Source organism: Echinicola pacifica DSM 19836 (assembly GCF_000373245.1).
In the GTDB taxonomy this organism is placed as follows: domain Bacteria; phylum Bacteroidota; class Bacteroidia; order Cytophagales; family Cyclobacteriaceae; genus Echinicola; species Echinicola pacifica.
On record NZ_KB890739.1, the window covers coordinates 532,906 to 558,214 of the forward strand.

18 protein-coding genes are annotated in these 25,309 nt (G+C 43.2%); 4 read left to right on the forward strand and 14 right to left on the reverse strand.

What is annotated here, in order from left to right:
• Nucleotides 1–356: 356 nt before the first annotated feature.
• On the reverse strand, nt 357–1,052 hold the full coding sequence (locus B050_RS0106755) for a hypothetical protein (protein ID WP_229802440.1): 696 nt from the start codon (nt 1,050–1,052) through the stop codon (nt 357–359).
• A gap of 292 nt (nt 1,053–1,344) precedes the next feature.
• Here B050_RS0106755 and gloA2 point away from each other — a divergent pair, with 292 nt between their 5' ends.
• Nucleotides 1,345–1,737 carry an SMU1112c/YaeR family gloxylase I-like metalloprotein gene (gene gloA2 / locus B050_RS0106760; RefSeq protein WP_018473143.1) on the forward strand — a complete coding sequence of 131 codons (393 nt, stop codon included), beginning with the start codon at nt 1,345–1,347 and terminating at the stop codon, nt 1,735–1,737.
• A 6-nt stretch (nt 1,738–1,743) separates the two neighbouring features.
• On the opposite strand, the gene corA is transcribed toward gloA2, so the two are convergent.
• The 4 genes from corA to B050_RS0106780 all read right to left on the reverse strand — a co-directional run bounded on the left by corA (nt 1,744) and on the right by B050_RS0106780 (nt 5,292).
• A complete protein-coding gene (gene corA / locus B050_RS0106765) occupies nt 1,744–2,745 on the reverse strand; it encodes a magnesium/cobalt transporter CorA (RefSeq protein WP_018473144.1) in 1,002 nt (333 codons plus the stop codon).
• A complete protein-coding gene (locus B050_RS0106770) occupies nt 2,738–3,133 on the reverse strand; it encodes a response regulator (RefSeq protein ID WP_018473145.1) in 396 nt (131 codons plus the stop codon). Before B050_RS0106770 ends, corA begins: the two co-directional genes overlap by 8 nt.
• A gap of 195 nt (nt 3,134–3,328) precedes the next feature.
• Complete coding sequence (groL, locus tag B050_RS0106775; protein WP_018473146.1) at nt 3,329–4,960, reverse strand: chaperonin GroEL; 1,632 nt, start codon at nt 4,958–4,960, stop codon at nt 3,329–3,331.
• A 53-nt stretch (nt 4,961–5,013) separates the two neighbouring features.
• Nucleotides 5,014–5,292 (reverse strand): co-chaperone GroES, encoded by a 279-nt coding sequence (locus tag B050_RS0106780; RefSeq protein ID WP_026235705.1) that lies wholly within the window; start codon nt 5,290–5,292, stop codon nt 5,014–5,016.
• A gap of 218 nt (nt 5,293–5,510) precedes the next feature.
• Between B050_RS0106780 and B050_RS0106785 the strand changes: the two genes are divergently transcribed.
• On the forward strand, nt 5,511–6,218 hold the full coding sequence (locus B050_RS0106785; protein ID WP_018473148.1) for a hypothetical protein: 708 nt from the start codon (nt 5,511–5,513) through the stop codon (nt 6,216–6,218).
• A 692-nt stretch (nt 6,219–6,910) separates the two neighbouring features.
• Here B050_RS0106785 and B050_RS0106790 read toward each other — a convergent pair.
• The 6 genes from B050_RS0106790 to miaB form a co-directional block, all read right to left on the reverse strand.
• On the reverse strand, nt 6,911–7,870 hold the full coding sequence (locus B050_RS0106790; RefSeq protein WP_018473149.1) for a sterol desaturase family protein: 960 nt from the start codon (nt 7,868–7,870) through the stop codon (nt 6,911–6,913).
• A gap of 198 nt (nt 7,871–8,068) precedes the next feature.
• Nucleotides 8,069–8,431: a preprotein translocase subunit SecG gene (gene secG, locus B050_RS0106795; protein WP_018473150.1), complete on the reverse strand. Its 363-nt coding sequence runs from the start codon at nt 8,429–8,431 to the stop codon at nt 8,069–8,071.
• A gap of 12 nt (nt 8,432–8,443) precedes the next feature.
• Complete coding sequence (locus tag B050_RS0106800; protein ID WP_018473151.1) at nt 8,444–9,289, reverse strand: hypothetical protein; 846 nt, start codon at nt 9,287–9,289, stop codon at nt 8,444–8,446.
• Between the two features lie 37 nt (nt 9,290–9,326).
• The gene (gene lptE, locus B050_RS0106805) at nt 9,327–9,869 is read right to left on the reverse strand and encodes an LPS assembly lipoprotein LptE (protein ID WP_018473152.1); all 543 of its coding nucleotides are present in this window, start codon (nt 9,867–9,869) and stop codon (nt 9,327–9,329) included.
• A complete protein-coding gene (locus B050_RS0106810; protein ID WP_018473153.1) occupies nt 9,862–11,160 on the reverse strand; it encodes a sigma-54 interaction domain-containing protein in 1,299 nt (432 codons plus the stop codon). Before B050_RS0106810 ends, lptE begins: the two co-directional genes overlap by 8 nt.
• A 19-nt stretch (nt 11,161–11,179) precedes the next feature.
• Complete coding sequence (miaB, locus tag B050_RS0106815; protein ID WP_018473154.1) at nt 11,180–12,640, reverse strand: tRNA (N6-isopentenyl adenosine(37)-C2)-methylthiotransferase MiaB; 1,461 nt, start codon at nt 12,638–12,640, stop codon at nt 11,180–11,182.
• An 895-nt stretch (nt 12,641–13,535) separates the two neighbouring features.
• Between miaB and B050_RS0106825 the strand changes: the two genes are divergently transcribed.
• Nucleotides 13,536–18,563: a translocation/assembly module TamB domain-containing protein gene (locus B050_RS0106825; RefSeq protein ID WP_026235707.1), complete on the forward strand. Its 5,028-nt coding sequence runs from the start codon at nt 13,536–13,538 to the stop codon at nt 18,561–18,563.
• A 10-nt stretch (nt 18,564–18,573) separates the two neighbouring features.
• Nucleotides 18,574–20,877 carry a translocation and assembly module lipoprotein TamL gene (tamL, locus tag B050_RS0106830; RefSeq protein WP_018473157.1) on the forward strand — a complete coding sequence of 768 codons (2,304 nt, stop codon included), beginning with the start codon at nt 18,574–18,576 and terminating at the stop codon, nt 20,875–20,877.
• 301 nt (nt 20,878–21,178) lie between these two features.
• Here the strand turns inward: tamL and pfkA are convergent, their stop codons facing one another.
• The 3 genes from pfkA to priA form a co-directional block, all read right to left on the reverse strand.
• Complete coding sequence (pfkA, locus tag B050_RS0106835; protein ID WP_018473158.1) at nt 21,179–22,165, reverse strand: 6-phosphofructokinase; 987 nt, start codon at nt 22,163–22,165, stop codon at nt 21,179–21,181.
• A complete protein-coding gene (locus tag B050_RS0106840; protein WP_018473159.1) occupies nt 22,155–22,541 on the reverse strand; it encodes a methylglyoxal synthase in 387 nt (128 codons plus the stop codon). The genes pfkA and B050_RS0106840 overlap by 11 nt, the downstream gene beginning before the upstream one ends.
• 243 nt (nt 22,542–22,784) lie before the next feature.
• Entirely contained in the window at nt 22,785–25,301 is a 2,517-nt protein-coding gene (gene priA, locus B050_RS0106845) for a replication restart helicase PriA (RefSeq protein ID WP_018473160.1), read from the reverse strand.
• Nucleotides 25,302–25,309: the final 8 nt, after the last annotated feature.

A 25,309-nucleotide genomic window follows, 5' to 3' on the forward strand; every position in this document is an offset into this window, starting at 1 on the left:
TCCCATTATATAAGTGTGGAAATAAAAGGAGAGATTTTTTTGTTGTATAGTGTTCTTGCCCGAATGGGTCAGGATGATATTATTACTTTAATACCAAGATGCGATCTTAGCGATCACTAATCCACCTAAGTTTGAATAGGGCTTATTCGACCTGCTAAGTAGGTGTATAGCTGTCTTCCCCTTAACTTTTAGCATCAGTAAATAAGAGTGATCTGCGGGTTATATTATTCTATTCTGGCTATTAACCTTCCTTATAAATTGAACCTGACCATCTTTAAGTACAGAAACAGTACGCTTTAGCCATGCGTTGGCAAGGAGGTGCATCGGTTATAGGATAATAAATAGGAGGATACTCTTTATTTCTTCCAGAAGGGAAAAGGAGAAATATAATGTTTCACAAAGAAGTTTGCTTGCATGAATAGGTCATTGGTTTGGTTGGTGCCTGCATTGCCGTCCAGCTCATCAGAGAAGGAGGCAAACAAGCTTCCCTCAAAGCCTATATCCCAATTAGATCCAAAGGCCATAGACCCACCTAAGCGGATGGGAAGATAAATGGTGCTGTTGGTGATATCGATGACGCTAAGTTTTGGATCGCCATTCGGGTCTTTGGTAGCAAAAGCCTGCTGACCGGGAAGGACAAGGTACCCAAGTCCAATTCCTGCATATCCATTTACCCTTGGTCTCATGACATGGGATGGGTAAGGTATGAAATAGAATACGGGGCTGAAATCGATATAAAAGGCATCTCCCTGAAAGGCATAAGCTTTATTATCTTCGCCCCACTGGAAGGCTTGATTGGCATTGTATTCCTTATTACTGCTGACATGCTGGTAGCCAAGAGTGGCTCTAAAATTCACTCTACTGGTAATTTTCTTCTCTCCTGCAAGTGCAAAAGACCCGAATATTGGAAAATTCAAATCCCTATATGGTCCACCATTATCGGTGTACATACTTGCGGGACCTCCATATAGACTTACTGTATAAGGTCTAGGAATTCGTTCTTTATAAAAATTTTGTGCATTAATTTCGGAAGTCAAAAAAAAGACTAACAAACTAGTAAAAAGGAGTTTAATGGGCATACTCATAAAATCTAATCGGCTTCACCGTAAAATTACTAAAATTAATATTTTATTAAGCAAAAGTAGATCAAAGTTTATACCAAAAACAATTTTTTTAGTATAAACGGTTGAATACACTGTAAATTCCACATTTTGGCTATTTTTTTAAGGGATAGATTCCTCAGACTGTAGAAAAATGTGTTTTTTAATTTACAATATTATAATTGAGTTTAGTACTTTGAATTAATAAAGGATTTGACGCAAGGCTAATTTATTTTTATTTTTAATGATGAAGTTAAAAGGCGTACATCATATAGCGATTATTTGCGGGGATTATGCTCAGTCTAAGGATTTCTATACCCGTATCCTCGGCTTGGAAATCCTACAGGAAGTTTATCGAGAATCCCGTGATTCGTATAAGCTGGACCTGGCTTTGGAGGGGCGGTATATTATAGAATTGTTTTCCTTTCCGGAGCCACCAGAGCGCCTTAGCAGGCCCGAAGCAAAAGGCCTTAGGCATTTGGCATTTGGGGTGGGGGATATAGAAGAGGCCGCCCGGTATTTGAAGGCAGAGGGACTTTGCGTGGAAGATATACGTATGGATCAGCTTACCGGCAGGCGTTTCCTGTTTTTTCAGGATCCAGATGGGCTGCCTCTGGAGTTATATGAAGTGGATTAGAGTTGGTTAGAACCAGTTTTTCTTCTTGAAATAGACGATCATTCCTGCGATCATTACGGAAAAAACCAGCCATACCATGAGGTATCCATATTTCCACTGAAGTTCAGGCATTACCTCAAAATTCATCCCATAGATCCCTGAGATAAAAGTGAGTGGAATGAAGATCGTAGAGATCACGGTAAGTGTTTTCATGACCTCATTTTGCTTGATGCTTAGTTGGGTCATATATAGCTCTGCCAGGTTGCTGAGCGTCTCCCTTTGCAGCTCCAGGCCTTCAAGGATCTCAATACTATGCTCGTAAACATCATTGACATAGGTGAGGTTTTTTCTTTTGATTAGCGGATGTTCAGATTTTCTCCAAAGGGATAGAATTTCCCGGATAGGCCAAGTGCTGTGTTTTATCTTTCGGAGTGTTTTTCTATAGTTATGGATGGATTCCAGGCTAATCGAGTTTGTGTTTTTGATAATCTGATCCTCACAGTTTTCCACAGCATCATTGAATAGCTCAAGGATTACATAATACTCATCCACAATGCTGTCAATGAGGGCATAGGTGAAGTAGTCTGTTCCCAGTTTTCTCATTTTGCTCTTAGGGTTTTCCAGCCTAAGGCGTATGCCATCAAAGATGTCTTGGGGTGTTTCCTGAAAGGAGATGATATAATTGTCACCAAAGACTAAACTGACCTGTTCGGCCTGTATTTCCCGGATGGTATTTTTGGAGTAAAGCATTTTGGTCACCACAAAAATCTGATGATCAAATTCCTCTATTTTGGGACGCTGGGAGGTGTTCAGTATATCCTCAATTACTAAGGGGTGGATATCGAAAATTTCCGAAACCTGCTGCAGCAGGTTCTCGTCTGTGAGGCTTGGGATATTGACCCAAAATTTGCGTTCTTTTTTTCCCAGATAGCTATGTAATTCCTCTGGGGCAGTGATAAGGTTTTTTTGGAGGTGGTTATCCGCGAAGGAATACACTTCCAGGGTGCTGTGCGAGGAAATATTATTCATGCTTTACGTATTCTGGAAGGACTTCAAAAAGCTTAATGCTGGTAAGCGGTTTTTCTATAAAGCCTCTCACGGCCTGGTAGGCCATGGATTTTTTCTTGTCATTATAGTCTATAGAGCTTGATAGCATCAAAATATGGTCATTTCTATCAGGGCATTTTTCCTGATATTGACATAAGAAATCCCAACCGTTCATTACAGGCATGTTTATATCCAGAAAGATCAGTAATCTGTCCGATTTATCAAGGTCTATGATACGCTGAAGGGCATCTTCAGCTTCCAAAAACTCTACGATAGATGGACATATTCCGGCTTTTCGGAGTAACCTCTTATTTATGAGGTTATTGATAGGATCGTCATCAATTAATACGATTGAATCGAAAGAAAGCATCGATTGGAACTTAAATAATGTTTGGTTTTTAATTCTCCAGTAGCGAGTAAGATACGATTATATTTTAAGTATAAAAAAATTTTTCTTTGAGGGATGATGTCTTTTTTCATTAACACATTTACAAAATCCAAAAGTTGATCAACAAAAAAGGGATGTCATAAGACATCCCTTTCATTTTATAGGCAACTAAATGGATTACATCATGCCACCCATGCCGCCACCCATTGGAGGTGCACCAGCATTTCCGCCTTCTTCTTTCATATCTGCCACTACACATTCGGTAGTAAGTAGAAGTGCTGCGATAGAAGCCGCATTTTCAAGGGCTAGACGGGTCACTTTAGTTGGGTCAATAACTCCAGCTTCGAACAAGTCTTCAAACTTGTCTGTTCTGGCGTTATAACCATAGTTTCCTGTTCCTTCTTTGATTTTGTTGATCACTACTGATCCTTCCGCGCCAGCATTGGCCACGATAGATCTTAGTGGAGACTCGATAGCTTGCTTGATGATATTGATACCAGTGTCCTGGTCATCGTTTTCCCCTTTGAGGCCATCCAGAGCAGAGGATGCTCTGATTAGGGCCACACCACCACCAACTACCACGCCTTCTTGGACAGCAGCTCTGGTTGCGTGCAATGCATCGTCAACACGGTCTTTCTTCTCTTTCATTTCCACTTCAGTAGCAGCACCTATATAAAGGATAGCCACACCACCAGAAAGCTTAGCAAGTCTTTCTTGCAATTTCTCTCTATCGTAGTCAGAAGTAGTTTTGTCGATTTGAGACTTGATCTCAGAGATACGAGCTTCGATAGCGGATTTTTCACCAGCACCATTTACGATGGTAGTATTGTCCTTATCGATATTGATTTTCTCAGCAGTACCTAGGTATTCTACTGTTGCATTTTCTAATTTATAACCTCTTTCTTCAGAGATAACAGTACCACCAGTCAGGATAGCGATATCCTCAAGCATAGCTTTTCTTCTGTCACCGAATCCTGGAGCTTTTACAGCAGCAACTTTCAGAGCACCTCTGATTTTGTTTACTACAAGAGTAGCAAGAGCTTCACCATCGACATCTTCAGCGATGATCAAAAGTGGCTTGCCTGACTGAGCTACTGGCTCAAGAACAGGAAGCAATTCCTTCATGGAAGAGATCTTCTTGTCATAGATCAAGATATATGGGCTCTCCAATTCAGCTTCCATCTTCTCCGTATTGGTGGTGAAGTATGGAGAAAGGTAACCTCTGTCAAACTGCATACCTTCTACAGTTCTCACTTCAGTTTCAGTACCTTTAGCTTCTTCTACAGTGATTACACCGTCTTTGCCTACTTTCTCCATGGCGTTAGCGATCATATTACCGATCTCTTCGTCATTGTTAGCGGAGATAGTTCCTACCTGAGCGATTTCTTTAGAAGTAGAGATCTCTTTGGAAGTTGCTCTAAGCTCAGCCACAACCGCCGCTACAGCTTTGTCAATTCCTCTTTTAAGATCCATTGGATTAGCACCTGCTGCTACGTTCTTGATCCCTACATTGAAGATCGCCTGCGTAAGTACAGTAGCAGTAGTCGTACCATCACCTGCATTATCAGCAGTTTTGGAAGCTACTTCTTTTACCAACTGCGCACCCATGTTTTCGATAGGTTCTGACAGTTCGATTTCTTTTGCTACCGATACACCATCTTTTGTGATAGTAGGAGCGCCAAATTTCTTGTCAATAATTACATTTCTGCCTTTAGGGCCTAATGTTACTTTTACTGCTTCAGCTAGTGCATCCACGCCTTTTTTAAGCCTGTCTCTAGCGTCTGTATCGAAAAATAATTCCTTTGCCATTTCTTTTAATTTTTTAGATTTTTTACTGTTTACTTAAAATGAGTGAAGAGTGATTAAAGAATCGCAAATATGTCAGATTCTCTCATGATCAAATAATCAGCACCTTCTACAGAAAGTTCTGTACCGGCATACTTGCCATACAATACAGTGTCTCCCACCTGAACAGTAAGTGGTTCATCTTTTTTACCATTGCCTACAGCTACAACAGTGCCTTTCTGTGGCTTCTCTTTGGCAGTGTCAGGAATGTATAGTCCGGAAGCTGTTTTTTCTTCAGCAGCAGCAGGTTCTACTAGAACTCTGTCTGCAAGTGGTTTGATGTTCACTTTTGACATAATAGTATTGATTTTATAAAGTTTATTGCGTGTTCTGCTGTCCATATAGCATTTCCTGTGCCAATGAAATTACAGTACCTTATCATGACATAAAGTCTTATTATTACCACAAAGGCTGTCATGATCCTTCCGGAAATATTCTTTAGGCTGACAAATTTTCGTTCAATGCTTGACACTTTTGTCAGATTTTTAGTAAATTCTGTAATAAAACCTCGCCTATGAAGACCTTATCTGATCACTGGGTAGAAGAAGGATGGATCGACTTCGAGTACAAGAAATACCTTCTCCTCGCTTATCTTAAGGAAGTAGAATCGGCCTTTACAAGGGTCAGACTCTATCCGCCATTAGCAGACCTCATCAGGCATTACCAAAACCTGAAGATTCTAAGCGAAAATAAAAAAGGGCTGCAGCAGGCTTTTCCTACCAAAGTCGTGGGCCTGGATCCCGACAAGCTGCAGTTTAAACGTAAATCACTGCTCCAGGAGTCTGAAATGATGAAGGAACTTGATGATATCATCGCTTTCTCGCTGCCAGAATTGAAACGGTATATTGAGGAAGGTAAGGGTATCTATGACTTTATCGAAGAGCATATTCAAGTGGAGCCCGTAGGACTGTCTCCCCTATACCAGAGGGAAGGATATGTCTTTATTTCCTGTGAAAAATCCAGTGATATTCACGTTTATAATTATCAAATAAAACTATTTGAAAACAGTACTGAGCATTATCGGGGGATTGCTTTTTCTTATCTCCGAAAGGAAAAAAAATCCCTGGCCCATTCTTATGAACAGATTAAGCTCGATCTGGTACGGAGCCACCGAGAACTGCCAAATCCGGCGGCTTGGAGGGTGCATAGCAATAATATGGTTCCGCTAGAAGAGAGTTTGCTCCCAGTGAGTAAGCGTATGCTGCTCAGGATGATTGCTTGATGGGAAATAAAAGGGCTCCTCACCACAGGTGAAAGAGGTTTTTCCTTCCAAATGTGAGTTTACTCTTTCGCAATGCCTCCTTATTGATGGGGAATATGTCGCTATACCGCAAACCCTTCACGACCTAAAATACCCTGCTCATGCCCTTTCTACTCCAAAGATAAACGGGGTAGCCTTCACTTCTTTGGCCAAATGGAAAACTGTAAAGTGCCTCTCATCTAAAATTAAGCTTAGTAGTGAGACTATTTTATAGTTCTAGGCCGAGCTGTCCTTAAAGTACTTTATTGCCTGCTAGCCAGTAAGCCAACCGGTAATCTTCTATATAGCCTTTCCTGTTTAAAATGTAATGATATAAGCTGAAATCTATAAAGTTTTCGACCCTGAATGATATGCCCGTGAACGCTCTACGCTCAAAACCTCGTAAGGATATTACCCTGTAGTTGGCTAGTAGTGATTGACATTATATCCACTGTATGCAAAGCTTGCATTTTAGGAGAGGGGCTCACTTCGGATAGGTCTTCCTATTTCTGCCATGATCTCATGTTTATGGGCAAGTGCAGGGGGGGGGGTAATACGGGGAATCATTTTGCTTTGTGAACCCCAGGTCTGAAAAATCAAAATCACCTATGCAGATTAGGCAATAGGGTTTTTGTCAAAAAAAAAAGCCCGACGATAGTCGGGCTTTAGGTAGTTTATCTTTCTTTTTGGAGCAATGAGGGCTCCTGTTCATTCAATATAGGTGCGGCAGGTACTTTTTGGCTTTCCAGCCTTTGGGCTCTTCTGAGTTCTCGGTTTTTGATTACCTCATCTCCGGGCTTTCCAAACATAATCTGCATCGCTTCTTTTCTGTTTTCTGCTTGCTTAAGGTCGCTGACGATATCATACCATTCATGAAATACCAAAGTTACCGGATTATAAGTGCTTACGGGCTTAGTGATTCCATAGGTAGGTCGCTCTTTTTCTTCCATAAAGGTACCAAATATTCTGTCCCAAATGATGAAGGTAGAACCGTAGTTTTTGTCTAAGTAATGCTCATCACTTGCATGGTGCACGCGGTGGTGAGACGGCGTGGTGAATAGGTACTCGATAGGAGCCGGAAGCTTAGTGATGTATTCGGTATGAATCCAAAACTGATAAAGCACCGCTATCTGGTGGCAGATAAAGAAGACAAATGGGTCAAATCCTATCATCACCACGGGGATGAAGAAGATGAATTTGATATGCTGGGTCCAGCTCAGTCGGAAAGATACTGAGAAGTTATATTTTGTGGAATTGTGATGGGTGACGTGAGTGGCCCACCAGAAACGCTGCTCATGTGCCACACGGTGGGCCCAATATCTAGCAAAATCAATGGCAATAAAACAAGGAATAAAAGACCACCAGGTAGGAGGGATTTTCCAGGGGACGATATTCCAAAAGAATAAAACCGCCGTAAATAAGGCTACCTTGATCAAGGCGCTGATCCCTACATTGATCAGCCCAATGCTGGATGCTGCAAGGAAATCCTTGCCATCGTAACTGTCTCTATTTTTGTAAATACTCAGACCCCACTCCGCAAATACCAATGCAAACATTACAGGCGCGGCCCATAATATGACATTAGGCCATTCATTTGCTCCGAGATCTTCAAGGGTTTTATAATTTTCAAACATAAAGATGAATGATTTTTATGGTTAAAGTTTCCAATAAATTAAAATTAATGCTTTTGTCCAGCTAATACAAATAATAGGTCTTGTAAAGGCTGTTTTTTGCATATTTTTAATATACACTACAAATATTGCTGATTATTTAAACGCAAAAAGAGCCTGATAAGTATTTACCAGGCTCTAGAATTTTTTGTGCTTTGTAGTTTACTCTGCGGAATCTGCAGGAGTAAGGCTTTCACTCTCCTCAGGAAGAATGCTTTCTTCACCACCAAAAGCTGGAGCTACCATTTGTTCTTTGGCACTCTCAATATTTGGAGAGGAGAATTCAGTAGATCCACCAATATTGCTCTCAAAAAAGGCAGAAGTGCCCAAAGAAAGAATCAAGATGGAAATAGCCAATACCCAAGTGGCTTTCTCTAGTATATTACCGGTTTTGGTAACCCCCATAATCTGGGATGCTCCACCGCCAAAAGCGGCACCTACACCACCTTTGGAGTCTTGGCCAAGAATTACCAGTACCAAGATAACTGCCATTACGATGATGACGCTGATCAATAAAGTAAACATATGCTTAAATTTTTATCCTTCTAATTCTTTTAATAATTCCGCAAAATAAGCTTTTTTCTTCGGAAATTTCAAACTTAATTTTCGATAAATGCCTTTTGCTTTTTCTTTTTTGCCTTGTTTCAGCAATAATTTAGCGTAAGACTCCGATATAAGCTTGTCAGAAAGTACCGTGCTGCTCTCTGATAAGTCTGCCAATTTTTTACTGTCCTCGTTTTCCTTAATGGCTGCCAGCTTGATATCCTTTGAGCTAAAAGCCTTGATGATGTCCATCTGCTCTTGCTTCTTAGCGTCTTTTATTTCCTTTTTCTCCTTTTGACGGATCGTTTCTATGAGGTCGTCTCCTCCTTTGCGCTTGATGCCTGCTTTCTTCTTCTTAGCCGGCTCCATAGCTTCTATTTCTTCTGCTGCAGGCACTGCCGCTTCTGCCGCATCCACCGCTTTGACCTCAGGTGTTTTACCTGGGTTTTCGGCTTCAGGCTTGCGAAGTTTGTTAAGATTTTCCTCAAGCTTCTTGAGTACTTCTGCACGTGAGTTGATAGCTGGTGGATTTTCCTTTTCCTGCTGGATGATGGCTTCCGGATCTTTGGCAGGAGCGATGTTCTTGGAGGATTCTCCTGGCAATACCACTTCCTCTTCGATTAGCTGCTTCAGCCAAGACCGGTCAGGACTCTCCACCGCCGCCCAATGCAGGAGCTCCTTGGAGCTGCTTCCCGCTATCTTCTGCTCATACTTAGCCGCCAATACCTTGGGCACAAGGAAATATGGGAAGGTTTCATGGAGCTTGATTAAGGCTCTGAAATCCTCCTTGCTGAGCTCATTTGGCCTTTGGATGATCTGTAGAAGTTCTGCTGCGTTCACGGGACAGTTTTTTGTTAGAGGTCTAATTTACTTAAAATTACCAATTTGCCACAGTGGAGGTGAAAATATCCTGAATGATGTTTTCGAAGATATCGTCTATAAGATCCGTTTCCACCGCCAATAAAGAGGTGGTCCGAGGATCATAATCCTGGTAAAATGAATAAGTCTTCTTATTGTCCTCCTCTTCATTTTTCAGGTTGAGGTAATTCACCTCTACGGCTATCGTCAGACGCATTTGGCCAGCCCTGTCAGGTTGGTTGGGGTCTGTGGTGGATACCGTGGCCTGTGGCGTGATATTATACCGGGTGATGGCTCCTTCAAACTGGAGGTCACCATTGTTCTGCACCAGATCCAGCTGGGTATTTCGCTGGAAATAATCTTTTAGCGATTCAGTGAAGTTCTGACCCATATTGGCAGGCCCTCCACCAGAATCATTGAAGAAGTTTGCTACCGAAAAGGTCTGTGTTGTATTATAATCTATCGTGGTGCCTGTAAAGCTGTATTCCACCTTGCAGGCTCCAACAAAGGCCGATATCAATAAGGCAATCAGCAGCCTTATGCCCGTATTTTTGCTATTCATTGATATCATATTGTTTGATTTTACGGTATAAGGTCCGCTCAGAAATCCCCAGATCCTGGGCAGCGTATTTTCGTTTATTATTATGCTTGCGCAAGGCCTTGATGATCAATTCTTTTTCCTTCTTTTCGATGGACAAGGAGTTGTCATCCTCCTCATGAATGATATCTTCTATGCCTTCATCATCATAGTCTTCAGAATGGGAGGAAGCCAGTTTGCCTGATTCCAGGACAATAGGCATGGAGGAGGGGGATTCCTTTGGGCTGTCTTCATCGAAGGATACCGACGTGTCCATATCCTCAAATAATGAATGGTGCTTCTTAAGGATGTTTTGGTTTATTCCTCCAGATTGATAAGTGTCCAAGACCAATTTTTTCAATTCGGTCATGTCTTTTTTCATATCAAATAACACCTTATAGAGGATTTCCCGCTCCGAGAAATCAGAGCTGCTTTCCCCATCTTTTCCGTTTTTGGAATTGTATGGAGCCGGAAGGTTGGACTCTTCACTAGGGAGGTATTTTGCCAAGGTGATGGCGTCCACCTCTCTATTTTCTTCTAATAATGAGATCTGCTCTGCCAGGTTTTTGAGCTGCCGAATATTGCCTTTAAAAGGGAATTTTTTCAATAATTCCTTCGCCTCATAATCTAGAGAAATAGGCTTTACGCTATATTTTTCACTGAAATCAGTAGTGAATTTTCGGAACAGCAAATTGACATCATCCCCACGCTCCCGCAGTGGCGGCACAAAAATGGGCACGGTGTTCAATCTATAATATAAATCCTCTCGAAACTTCCCTTTTTCCACGGCCTGAAACAGCTTGACATTGGTAGCGGCGATGACCCTTACATCCGTTTTTTGAACTTTGGAGGAGCCTACCTTTATAAATTCACCATTTTCTAGTACCCGAAGTAAGCGGGCTTGGGTGCCTAGTGGCATTTCACCTATCTCATCCAGAAATATAGATCCTCCGTCGGTGACATCAAAGTAGCCTTTTCGAGCTTCATGTGCCCCTGTAAAAGATCCCTTTTCATGCCCAAATAGCTCCGAGTCTATCGTGCCTTCAGGGATAGCACCGCAGTTAATTGCAATGAACTTCCCGTGCTTGCGAGTGCTTAAGGAGTGAATGATCTTACTAAATGACTCCTTTCCGGATCCACTTTCTCCTGTGATCAGCACCGTCATATCGGTGGGGGAGGCTTGCATGGCCACCCGAATGGCGTGATTGAGTAATGGGCTGTTGCCAATTATTCCAAATCGCTGTTTTACACTTAATACTTCTTGGTCGGTGATCATAGAGGATGCTGTTGAAAGATTAGGAAAGTACTTCTCCAAAAAGGGTGGCAGGAGTGCAATCCACAATTTTTACGGTTACATAATCTCCCTTTTGATGATTTCCCTTATCAAAAATTACGACCTTGTTCGCCGAGTTTCTGCCTTTCAGCTGTAGCTCCGATCGCTTTGAGCTTCCTTCTACCAATACCTCTTGGATTTGGCCGAGATCCTGCTTATTTCTTGCGTAAGAATGTACCGCCTGCTTATCAATGATCTCCTGAAGCCTTCTTTTCTTCACTTTCAATGGAATATCATCTTCGTATTTCTTTGCAGCCAGGGTTCCTGGACGCTCAGAATAATAAAACATATAGGCGAAGTCAAACTTCACAATGTCCATTAGGCTAAGGGTCTCCTCATGCTCCTCCTCGGTCTCGGTGCAGAATCCGGAAATCATATCCGATGAGATGCCGCATTCCTCCCCAAGGATCTCCCGGATTTTTGATATCCTTTCCAGATACCAGTCGCGGGTATAGGTACGATTCATCAGATCGAGCACGCGTGTATTGCCGCTTTGCACAGGGAGGTGAATGTATTTACAGATATTATTATACTTCTTCATCGTATAGAGCACCTCATCAGTGATGTCCTTAGGATGAGATGTGGAGAATCGGATGCGAAGCTGAGGGCTGATCAATGCCACCATCTCAAGCAAATTCGCAAAGGTGATCACCTCGCTGACGTCTCCTTCCTGCTTGATGAGTCTTGCTTTATTGTTTTCTTCTGGAGACCATTTATAGGAATCCACATTCTGACCCAATAAGGTCACTTCTTTATAGCCTTGGTCAAATAGATCCTGCGCTTCCTTGACGATGGAGTGTGGATCACGGCTTCTTTCCCGGCCCCTCGTAAAGGGTACCACACAGAAAGAACACATATTATCACACCCTCTCATGATGGAGATGAAGGCGCTGATGCCATTGGAGTTTAGTCTCACAGGGGCTATATCCGCGTAGGTTTCCTCTCTGGAAAGGAAGGTATTTACTCCTTTGTCTCCGTCTTCGGCGTCTTTGACCAGATTGGGGAGGTCACGGTAGGCGTCAGGTCCGACCACCACATCCACAAGTTTTTCTTCCTCCAGAAGCTTGTCCTTTAAGCGCTCAGCCATACAGCCTAGTACCCCTATAGTCAGAGAAGGATTTTGTTTTTTGATCGTATTGAACTGGCTGAGCCTTTTGCGTACAGTCTGCTCCGCTTTTTCGCGTATAGAACAAGTATTTAAAAAAATGACATCGGCTTGCTCATAATTGGACGTGGTGTCAAAACCGTTGTCCTTCATGATGGACGCCACTATCTCACTGTCAGAGAAATTCATCTGACAGCCATAGCTTTCTATATATAGTTTCTTTGTCTTACCGGTATTTTCATCCACCGTAGTTTTGTACTCACATGCTTGCGCCTCTTCTACAGGTAGAATGTCGATATCTTTGATAATGTTCTCCATAGCACTGTTCAATCAAATTTGAATGCGAAATTAATAAAATACCGACAATTTGACAGACTTTTGGCGCTTTATCTTTTCTTTCTTCCTCGTCAATTATTATATATATGGCTTGACTATAGATATAGACTTATCCTCTACAGGAAAGAAGGGAGCGCAAAGGCATGTGGAGGGGCAATACCTCAATAATTAGCGAACACTAATTATCTGCCAGAATTGGTTGTTTTATTATTCTCCCCTCTTCAGATTAAGAAATGCCACCTTTGCGGGGATAGGCTCCTCACTCTTAAATTTTATTATCATTTTTTATAGGCAGGATTTTTAATAGGAATATCTAATTCAATATTCGCAGGAAAAAAACCTGGTAAACCTCAAAAATTGGAAAAGGTTGAAATCCCTTACTTCAGCGCTGGTTTTTAACTTTTAGGTTTATGCAATTTCAGCTTAGAAAATATCATAAAAGAGGGATTAGTATTTATTATTTGTGGACTTTGGAGACTATTGGTTTTCAAATAGTGAAAAAATAGTAGAAAGTTTGTGATCCCTATCTATTTAGCATGAATATTGAATGCAAAGTTTAGCTCAGAAGCTATGCAGTCCCATCCATTATCAATAACGGAAATTCTTTATTGCTTCATTTTCAGTGAGGTAGTAAAGTGATTTTTGGCTTGCTTGCTTTTTTTAATTTTAAACAAGCATATCTTTGACGGCAGCAGGCTGCAAAAACTACTATTTACTATTTAAAACATATGAGCGNCTGAGGAGTTGATGAGAGACAAATGCCTCTTTGGGGGAGTGATATCTTGTTAGATTATTTCAAAAGGGCCTAAAAATTGTTTCTTGGCCGATATAGGGAAAATAGCCAGCATTAATACATCAGGATAAACAGCATAGTCACTTGGACAAACGAAAAATAGTACATACGATTTTTAAAATTCTCAAGATCACACTTCTGGTCCTTATCGGACTAATAGTGGGGATATTGTTATTTATCCGTAGCCCATGGGGACAGGATATCGTGGTGGGAAAAGCCCTGAATTATGCCCAGTCAAAAACCAATACTGAGATTAATATCGATCGGTTATTTATCACCTTTTCGGGGAATCTTCAGGTAGAAGGACTATATGTCGAGGATATGGAAGGGGATACCTTGGTGTATTCAAAATCACTGGAGACTGGAGTGAAAGTCTGGCCCCTGATCAAAGATGGCGCTATTCACCTGTCCAAGCTGGACTGGGACGGACTCGTCGCCAATGTCTCCCGAAAAGAAGATACGGGTAAGTTTAACTTTGACTTTCTCACAGAAGCCTTTACCTCCGCAGATAGCACCAGCCAGACTCCTGTGGATACCACCAGCCAAAGCAGCGCTATGCCGGACTTTTCTATTGGCCCAATAAATATCACTAATCTCAAGGTGAAATACCTGGACGAGGTGATGGGAATCGACACGGATGTGCGCCTAGGTAAGCTATTGGTGGAGCCTAAGAATATCGATCTTAATTCCATGGGCTTTTATATTAAGAATATTGAATTTGAGAATATCCAGGCACACTATATCCAGACCAAGCCTTTTCCACCTAGTGAGGAGGATACGACGGCCTCGGTAATGCCCTTGGTGAAACTGGATCATTTTTCAATTAAGAATGTTTCCGCCTTATACCATTCTCAGCCCGATAGCCTAAAGGCAGAGCTGAGTATCGGAGATTTCTTATTGGAGCTTCCTGAGGCTGACTTGGCCAAAAATAAAATTGTTGTAAAGAATCTATTACTTTCCCAGTCGGATATCAGGCTATCTATGCCAGCTGTGAGTCAGGAAACGGCGACTTCGGGGCAGGAGGAAGAGGTAGCAGAAGCGGCATTTGAATGGCCGGCATACGATATAGATATCCAAAAGGTACGACTTGATGAAAACCGATTTGACTTCACCTCTGGGAAGGCCGAGGTGACAGCTGGGGTGTTTGATGCGAATGCGGTTTCCTTGGATAGTATTAAGCTTCACCTGGACCAAGTGTACCTTAATTCAAAAGGGGCAGGCTTAAACCTAGTGACCTTAGGTTTTGAAGAATCCAGTGGACTGACCTTGCAGAATTTCACCTTCAATGGGCAGCTTACAGAAACAGAAGCAAAGCTAAATGACTTAATTTTGCAAACTGATCAAAACAGCCTGGAGGGTTCAGCCGCTTTGACTTATAATTCGCTACAAGCCTTTATAGACGAACCTGATAAAGCTAAATTTAAGATAGATATTCCTACCCTTAGTTTGCATCTGGAGGAGTTTATGTCACTTATGCCAGACCTGGCAGAGGATCCTTATGTTCAGACTGCTATGACTAAGCCGCTTACTGGACAACTCCATGCGGAAGGGAGCTTAGCGGATTTACGTCTCGGAAATAATGAAATATACTGGGGCAAAAACACCTATGTTCATGTCCAGGGAGCCCTCAAGAATGTGAGTCAGCCAGATCAGATGAGCATGGATATAAGTACGTTTACTTTCCATTCATTACGTGAAGATCTATTGGGTTTTGTGGATGAAAAAGCGATGGGCATACGTATTCCGGATACACTAAATCTCGAGGGCAATGTGCAGGGTAAGCTCGATGACCTAAATGCGCAGGCGTTACTGACCAGTAGCCAAGGAACGATAGATGTAAAAGCGGCTTACCAAAATACGGCGGAGATGGCCTTTGATATTAATCTGGAAGCCTCTCAGCTGGCACTGGGAGAGATACTTCCCGGGATGGGCTTAGGTGATCTGTCCGTGAGTTTACAATCCAAAGGTCAGGGGGAATCCCTAGAGAGCCTAGATGCGACCTTGAGCTCAGATTTTGGCGAGCTATCTTATAATGGCTATGACCTGTCTGGGCTGGAGCTTTCCGGGGAACTCACCTCAGGAAAGGGAAATGTATTATTGTCCTTTGTGGATGAAAATGTGGATATGGACCTCAAGGCTGATTTGGTTTTAGACTCTACAGCAAATCACTATACAGCATTTTTGGATCTGAGAGGAGCTAATTTGCAGGCGCTGGGCATTACCCAGAAAGACATTAGAGCCAGACTGGAGCTGAAGGCGGATTTTGAGGGTGACCCCGAAGAATTTGAGCTGAGTACCAGCATCACGGAAGGAATGGTGGTCTATGATGGACGAAGTTATCCTTTGGGAGAATTTGACCTGAAGGCTTTTGCTACCAATGACAGCACCAGTATGGATGTGAATAGCCTGATGCTAAATGGCTATATGCGTTCCAATACCTCTCCGCAGCATTTGGCCGAAGGCCTGACCAGACATATAGAATCATATATGAGGGACAGTGCGTCATTCCATGCGGAGAAGGACAGTTCCCATCTCCATCCTGTGAGCTTGGATTTGAATTTGGCTTTCCGCCGCGCGCCAGTCCTGGATCAGGTTTTTGTGGAAGGACTGGACCAGCTTGATTCCATAGATATTAACTTGACCTTCGATGAGGCCAAGCAAAACCTCCAGGCAAATATCCGCTTGCCCCATCTGAAATATAATGATATGGCACTGGATAGCTTGATGATAGAAGCCAACGGAGATGGTGAAAATATGGAGCTGGCCCTTGGGTTTTCTGGCTTAGAAGCCTCTCCATTGCTCATGGGACCCACCTCGATCAATGGGAACTTTAAGCATCGTAATCTGGAGCTTAATTTTGTTTCTTCCTACAAAAATGACACGACCTATTATATCGATGCGCTCGTACAGGCCAAGGGGGACAGTACCATCGTCAGCGTCCTTCCTGCGGGCCTTAAGGTCAATAAGAAGCCTTGGGAAACCCCGGAGTCTAACCAGTTGATCTATGCTGATAATTCCATAAAGTTTGTTGATTTCAAATTTTCCAATGCAAATCAGGAAGTAGCCTTCAAGAATGACCTAAGCCCAAATGCGGAAAGTCAAGCAGGCATCACCTTTACCAATTTCAATTTAGCGGCTTTACTGAGCCTGCTGAACCCCCAGGAGGCCATTGTGGATGGAAGGCTTAATGGAGACTTTGTGGTGGAGAATCCCTTTACCGCTCCAGGCTTGGTGGCTGACTTGCAGATCAAAGATCTTAAAGTGATGGATGCCGAGCTAGGAATCATGTCGCTGAAAGCGAAAAGCGTCGATGCAGGGTCTTATGATTTTGACTTGTCACTAAAGGAAAAAGCCCTGGACCTGGAAATCAAAGGTGACTATATCGCGAATGAAACGGGGGCAGAGCTGGATCTAAATATGGACCTAAAAGAGCTACAACTAAAACTCCTAGAGTCCCTGATGCCAGAGAAGTTTGCAGAGGCTTCAGGAAGTCTGCAAGGAAATCTTTCGGTGAGTGGCACGACCCTAGAACCCCAGTATGAAGGGGACTTTAACTTTAAGGAGGGATCCCTCCTGGTGAAAATGCTAAATTCGAAATTTACTCTTCCTTCAGAATCGCTAAAAGTGGATCAAAATGGCGTTTATCTTTCGGACTATACCTTTAAGGATGCTCAGGGGAATCTGTTCTCACTGGATGGCACCATTGGAACGGAGGATTTTACCAATATGACCTTTGATCTAATGCTGAAGGCCGATAAGTTTCAGGTGCTCAACTCTGGCCCTGAGGACAATGATCTCTTTTATGGCAAGGCCAATATCAACGCAGATGTGAGCATCAAAGGAGATATGAATCTACCGAAGGTGGATGCCAAGCTAGTGGTAAATGAAAATACCGACCTGACTTTTGTGATTCCAGAGACGCAGCTGGAGGTGGTGGAGCGTGAAGGGGTGGTGCTCATCGTGGATCGTGATGATCCCAATGATATCCTCACTAAGCGAGCGACAGAATCGAACGAGTCGGCATTTACGGGGATGGACATCAAGGCCATCCTTAGAGTAGATCCCAAGGCGGTATTTACGGTGGTAATTGACGAAAGATCCGGAGATAACCTAATGGTGGCAGGGGAAGCAGACCTTAACCTTAATATAGAGCCTAACGGCCAAATGAATTTGTCTGGGATATATGAGCTTTCCGAAGGACACTATGAGATGAGTTTATATAGCTTGGTATCCAGGAAATTCAATATTGTGAAAGGAAGCACGATCACTTGGAAAGGAAATCCTATGGATGCGGATCTGGCCATCACCGCTTCTTACGATGTGAAGACCTCCGCGAGTGACCTGATGGCCACTCAGATCTCTGGAGTAAGCACTGAGGTTGCCAGTCAGTATAATCAGCGCTTGCCATTCATAGTGCTGTTGAATGTAGAAGGAGACCTGATCAAGCCACAGATTTTCTTCAAACTGGATATGCCGGAAGATGAGCAGGGGGCACTTGGCGGGAATGTGTACACCAGGCTGCAGCAGATCAACGAAGAAGAAGGAGAGCTGAATAGACAGGTATTTTCGCTGCTTGTGTTGCAAAAATTTATGCCTTCCACAGGTGGTGATGGGTCTGGAAGTGCTACCTCCTCCATCGCTAGGTCCAGTGTGAGCCAGATGCTTTCCAGCCAAATGAATGCTTTGTCTAATAACGTTCTTGGAAACAGTGGCTTCGAGTTGAATTTTGATTTGGATAGTTATTCCGATTATACAGGAGATAAAACGGAGCTGAATGTAAGTGCTCAGAAACGCCTGTTTGATGATCGACTGGTGGTGCAGGTGGGTAGCCAGATGGAGCTGGAGAGCTCTTCTCAGGAATCCCAAAATACCGGCGGGGTCTTTGGGAATGTCAATATCGAATATCTGCTTACAGAAAACGGTCGATACCGAGTTCGAGGTTTTAGGAAAAATGAATTTGAAAGCATTATTGACGGTCAGGTGATTGTCACGGGTGTAGCATTTATCCTTAATAGGGAATTTAATAAGTTTAGGAATTTCTGGAAAAGCGAGGAAAAGATCCAAAAGGAAAATCAGCAAGGGAAGGAAGTAAAGGAGGAACAGCAGAAATAGTCAAAAATTTATGGGTAAAGGGAGACATATATTGGTTTTATCACTGGTTTTTTTGCTGGGAGCCTGTGGCGTGAAGAAATTCATCCCGGAAGGGGAGCAGCTATACACCGGTGCGGAGCTTACTGTAAATTCTGAAGATAAAAAGAATGTAAGCAGCAAAACGCTGAAAATCATTGATAGCAGGCTGGAAGAGATGATCCGGCCAGAGCCCAACAGTACTTTTTTAGGGATGAGGGTAGGTTTATGGGCCCACTATAAGGGCACCAAGGAAAAACCTGGTTTCATCAATAAATTCATGAATAAGAAATTTGGCGAGGAGCCAGTATATTTCAGTCAGGTAGATCAAAATAAAACCGAGGAGCTCATCCTTAATCGTCTGGAAAATAATGGCTTCTTCTACACCACCGTAAATCATGAAAATGAGGTGGACGAGAAATTTGCAAGCGTAAACTATACCGCCGAGGTCAGCAGACCTTATAAGCTAGGTAAATTGCAGTTGGAGGTGGATTCCCTTCCAATAAAAGAGGAGATAGAGGACATTCTCAAGGAAACAGAGCTGAAAGAAGGCGTAAGATTTGAACTCGATGCCTTCAAGAAAGAAAGGACACGCATCGATGATGAACTGAAATTGAGAGGGTTTTATAATTTCAATGCCGACTTTTTGATTTTTGAGGCCGATACCAATAATTATGAGGAGCGAACTTTTGACCTGTATTTGAGGCTGAAGAATGGTACCCCAAAGAAATCAGTGGTGGCTTATGAAGTAGGCGCTGTCAATGTCTATCCAAATTATTCTGTGGAGGAGAAGTCACAGGCTCAGGACACGACTGAGCTAAATAGCATACATTATATTCAGGATGATATCCAGTTTAGACCCGAGCTGTTGGAAAAGTATATTTTGATCCGGGAGGGGCAAAATTATAGTTCTAAATTATCGAGATTGACCACCAATAGATTGTCGTCCATCGGGAATTACCGGTATGTAAATCTCAGGTATGATGAGCCTGATACCACCTTCATCGGGCAGACCAATCCGCTGGATGCGAGTATTTACCTATCGCCACTTAAGAAGCGAACGGTCCGCCTGGAGCTGCAGGGATTGTCCAAATCAAATAATTTTATTGGTCCATCAGTATTGGTAAGTTACCGTAATAGAAATTTATTCAAGGGAGGGGAGACGATGAATCTCTCCGCCAATTTTGGCTATGAAACGCAGATAGCAGGTGGAGGAAGGACCGGTTTGAGCACCTATGAGTTTGGGCTTTCGGCGGATTTGATCTTTCCTAGGGTGATATTCCCCTCCAATGTGGATGAGAAATTCAGCTACTCCGTTCCCAAGACCAAGATCAGCCTAGGTGGTGAATCGATCAATAGAATCGGTCTGTACCGTCTAAATAATGTGACGACAAGCTATGGTTATTATTGGAATGCCAACCGATATGTTTATCATGAGTTCAACCCGGTGAGTTTGAGTGTGGTAAGTTTATCTGATGTGAGTCCGGATTTTGAGGCTATTTTAGATGATAACCCTTTCTTACGGAAGAGTTTTGAGCAGCAGTTTATAGCGGGGATGAATTATACTTTTCACTATAATCAGCTAGGGGATGAGTTCAGGACGCATAAAATTTTTGCCGGAGCCTCGCTGGATATGGCGGGCAACTTGCTTGGCCTGGTAGATGGTGAAGGTTCTGTGGAGAATCCGAATAAGATTTTTGGTTTGGAATATGCGCAGTTTGTTCGAGGAGATTTAGATTTTAGATATCATATCAAATTAGGAGAGGACAAGGTTTTGGCCACTAGGCTTTTTGGTGGTCTTGGTATACCTTACGGAAACTCCATTTCACTGCCGTATATCAAGCAGTATTCTTCTGGAGGGCCTAATAGTGTGCGGGCTTTTAGGATTCGTTCCCTGGGACCGGGTACTTATCAGCCGGATTCTGTGGATAATCAATCCTATTTTGAGCAAACGGGGGATATTAAGATTGAGGGAAATATTGAGTACCGCTTTCCACTAGTTCCTTATCTCAAAGGAGCGGTGTTTGTGGATGCAGGTAACGTATGGCTGATGAACGATAACGAAGCCTTGCCAGGAGGGGAGTTTTCTAGCTCTTGGTTGCGCGAGTTAGGGGTCGGTACAGGAGTGGGCCTGAGGATCGATATTGAGTTTTTTGTGATTCGATTTGATTTTGCCACACCGCTACGGAAGCCTTGGCTGCCCGAGGGTGAACGTTGGCAGAAAAACTACAATATCTTTGATAGGGACTGGAGAAGGGAAAACTTCATCTTTAACTTTGCCATCGGCTATCCATTCTAACAGTTGTAAGCACCGAGCCTCGCCTGCCGACCAATCTGTCTGAAAGGTATAGAGACTAGCATGCTGAATCCCTCTGATCTGAGCTTTTATTGGAAATTTCAGGAATGAAGGCTTATTGATAATTGCGTATATTTTTATAATCAGGACTGATCAAAGTCCCTGTAGATTGCTATCTATTAAGGGCTTTAGAATGGTTTGCTCCCTAATATCAGGATCAATAAATAGGTGGTATAAAAAAAAAATCCCAAGGATTGCCTTGGGATTTTGGTGCTTTTTAGGGCATATAATGGTGTTTATATTCTTAGGTAGAAAGGATTTTAGCGACTCTGAAGTCTTCCTCGTCCACTTCCTTATCATCTACAATAGCTCTTTTGATAGGGGTATAGACCACTTTATTATTGATCACCCCGGCCATCACGTCACATTTACCTTGCATCAGGCCTTCCACTGCTGCCACGCCTAGCTTACTGGCCAGTACACGGTCATAGGATGTAGGGGACCCGCCACGTTGTAAGTGGCCAAGGATGGTTACTTTGATATCGTAATTTGGAAGGTATTTCTTTACCTTCTTAGAAATCTCGAGAGCTCCACCACTTTTGCCGCCTTCAGCTACAATAACGACGTTAGCTTGCTTATTGGCTTTGGCACGGGTATTCAGGCGCTCGATGAGGTTTTCTACGGGCATCTTCTTCTCAGGAATGAGGGTGGCTGCAGCAGCACTGCCTATCCCTGCATTGATCGCAATGAATCCAGAATCACGGCCCATCACTTCCACGAAAAACAGTCGGTCATGAGAAGTCGCCGTATCCCTGATCTTATCGATCGCTTCAATAGCGGTATTACAGGCAGTGTCAAAACCGATAGTATTGTCTGTTCCTGCCAGGTCATTGTCAATGGTGCCCGGGAGGCCAATCGCTGGAATGCCATATTCTTTATAGAATAAGTGGGCACCAGTAAGGGAACCGTCCCCGCCAATTACGACTAAGCCATCAATATTATGTTTTAGAAGGTTTTCATAGGCCTTTTGACGGCCTTCGGCAGTACGGAACTCCGCACTTCGGGCAGACTTCAGAAAAGTGCCCCCGCGCTCGAGAATGTATCCGATATCATGACTGTCCAATTTACGGATGTCATCCTGGATCATTCCTTCATATCCACGGTAGATCCCAAAAACTTCTAAGTTATAGTAAAATGCACAACGAACTACCGCTCTGATGGCGGCGTTCATTCCTGGAGCATCTCCCCCTGAGGTCAATACACCGATCTTCTTTATCGTCTTACTCTCCATTTGCAAAATCGGTTGTTATTTGTTTGAACATCAGTTTAGCGGAAGCCAGATTGGTGGCCAAAGGAATATTATGTACGTCACAGATCCGCATAAGCATCTGCACGTCTGGTTCATGGGGATGTTTGTCGAGTGGGTCGCGGAAGAATATTACTAGGTCTAGTTTCTTCTCTGCAGCCATAGCGGCAATCTGCGCGTCTCCACCGTATGGGCCTGACATCAGTTTCTCTACCTCAAACCCCGCCCGCTCAATATGTGAACCGGTGGTGCCGGTGGCAAATAGTCGTATGTCAGCGCCTAGCAATCGGTCTTTGAAGCCACTCAGAAAGTGAACCATGTCAGCTTTTTTGCCATCATGGGCGATTAAGGCAATTCTCATTTTCTTGTGTTTAATAGGTTGAAGGCCTAAAGTTATAAAAAATTATCGTTATCCTCATTCCTATTCATCTACCTATTTCGTCCAAATAGTCAGATACTTTACTCGGGCTTTGGCCCAATAGGAATAATAGTAATTTTCTGGAAAAATCATATCGGACGTACCGCTTGATTTCATATGTAATATAACTTGTTTTAGGTACTCAATAATGTAAATTACTCATTAATTATAAGGAGGGCTTTAGGTTTAATAGGGATCTACATCCACCACAAAACGAACACTGCGGAAATCTTTATTTGTCCCTAAATTAAATATTATCTTCTGTAATTCACTTTTGAATATCGCAGGAATATTACCAGTGCGATCCACCTTAATATAAATCTCATAGATATACTGATTTCGCAGCTTTGCAATTAAGCCTTTTTCGGGCCCCAGCACGATCTTCTTAAGGGAAATGTCCTTAATTAAATTGCTCAAATGTCTTGCTGCCCGCTCAGATACTCTTCCGTCCTTATGCTTTACCGTCACTTTGATGGTTTTCACAAATGGGGGATAGAAGAATCGCTTTCTTTCGCCCATCTCCTGGAGATAGAGTTCATGAAAAAGATGCCCTGTGATCTGGGTGAATATTGGCAAGTCTGGCTTGCGGGTTTGAATGATGACTTCCCCTTTTTTGCCTCTGCGGCCAGCTCTTCCTGCCACTTGAGTGATCTGCTGATAGGTCCTTTCGGTGGCTCTAAAGTCTGGGAAATACAGCATCCGATCAGCATCCACGATGCCCACCACCGTGACATTGCCGAAATCCAGACCCTTGGTGATCATCTGTGTGCCCACCAGAATGTCCACATTGCCACCCGAAAACTCTTCAAAGATCCGCTGGTAGGCATATTTGCTCTTGGTGGTGTCCAAGTCCATTCGGGCAATCCGCGCCTCAGGGAATAATAGAGAAAGACTTTCTTCGAGCCGCTCTGTGCCCACTCCCACGGTGTTCAGCTTATTGGAGCCGCAGGCAGGGCAGGCCTTGGGTACCTTATCCTTAAATCCACAATAGTGGCATCGCATTTCCTCCGAATACTGATGGTAAGTCAAGCTCACATCACAGTGCTCACATTCTGGCGTCCAGCCGCATTCCTCACAAGAAATAAATGGCGAATAGCCACGGCGATTTTGGAATATCAATACCTGCTCCTGTCTGTTAAGCGCCTCCTGGATTTTCTCGCGCAAAAGTCGAGAAAAGTCCAGTTTCAGCAGGTTTTTTTTTCGGTCTGCCAGCAAGTCCGCAATATGGTAAGTCGGTAATTCCGCTCCTCCAAATCGCTGAAAAAGAGAGGTGTATCCGTATTTATCTGTTCTGCAGTTATAATAAGACTCAAATGACGGCGTAGCACTTCCCAGCAAGGTCTTTGCCTGGTGCAGCCAAGCGAGCATAATCGCCGCATCCCTGGCCTGAAATCTCGGCGCAGGATCAAACTGCTTATAGGAAGACTCATGCTCTTCATCCACTATGATCAAACCTAAGCTATCGAAGGGTAAGAAAATAGATGACCTGACGCCCACCACCAAGGAGTATTTTCCAGAAAGAATTCCTTGCCATACTTCCACACGCTCATTATCTGAATACCGCGAATGGAAGACCCCCATTTCACTGCCAAAGACCTTCTGCAGCCTCTCCACTATCTGCGTGGTAAGAGCAATTTCCGGCAATAATAATAGCACCTGGGAGCCACTCTCCATGACTTCCTGGATCAACTTAATATAAATCTCTGTCTTCCCACTACCCGTAATGCCATGCAGCAGCGTGGTTTGCTTACTTTCAAATTGTGATTTGATGGAGTCAAATGCCTCCTGCTGTCCGTCAGAAAGTATGATCTCAGTCTGAGTGACTGGCTGCTGCTCAAATCTGCTGACGATAATTTCAAACTCTTCAAAGACTCCCTTACCAATAAGCGTTTTTAGCGAGCTTCCCGAAAGTCCTGCCTCCAGAAACACTTGTTTTCGGAGCCCTTTTTCATTGGCTTCCGGCTGCTTATAGATGGGGACCTCTTGGAGGTATTTTAAGAGTATATCCTCCTGCTTCGGTCGCTTGCTCAGCAGGGTAAACAATGCCTCTAGCTCCTTTTTGTCCTCGCAATAAGGGGAAGAAAGCCGAATGCGGTTTTCGATTTTGGGACTGTACTTTTCTTTAACTTGCTCATAGACCAATACAGCGCCCTTGATCACCAGGCTTTTTATAATGGTATAAGCAGACTTTAGCCCAAGAAGCTTATTGCAATCCTCATAGGACAATTCTGACTTTTCCTTAAGTTTCTCCAGCAATATGATTTCCCTGTCATCCATAGGGTAATTTTTGAGAGAGGGATCATATTCAGGGTTCAGCTGCACATTACTTTCACTACTGAGTTTTAGACCGGAAGGCAGTGCGGCATTCATCACCTCGCCCAGATGACAGCAGTAATATTCGGCCATCCAGGACCAGAATTTTATCTGCAATGGATTGACCACTGGATGATCATCCAAAATCTCTAATATAGGCTTGGTTTCATAGTCTTGAGGAGGTCTTTGATGGACTTTTCCCACGATTCCTGTTAGGACTTTTTTCTGTCCAAACTGAACGATCACCCGATGACCAATGCCTATAGAAGGCATCAGGTCACTAGGGATCTCATAGGTAAACATATTCGGTATGGGTACCGGTAATATAATATCCGCAAAATTCGCAGGCTGATTTTCCTGCTCATACATAGCTCCAAAAAGGCTCTCCAAGGTAGTGT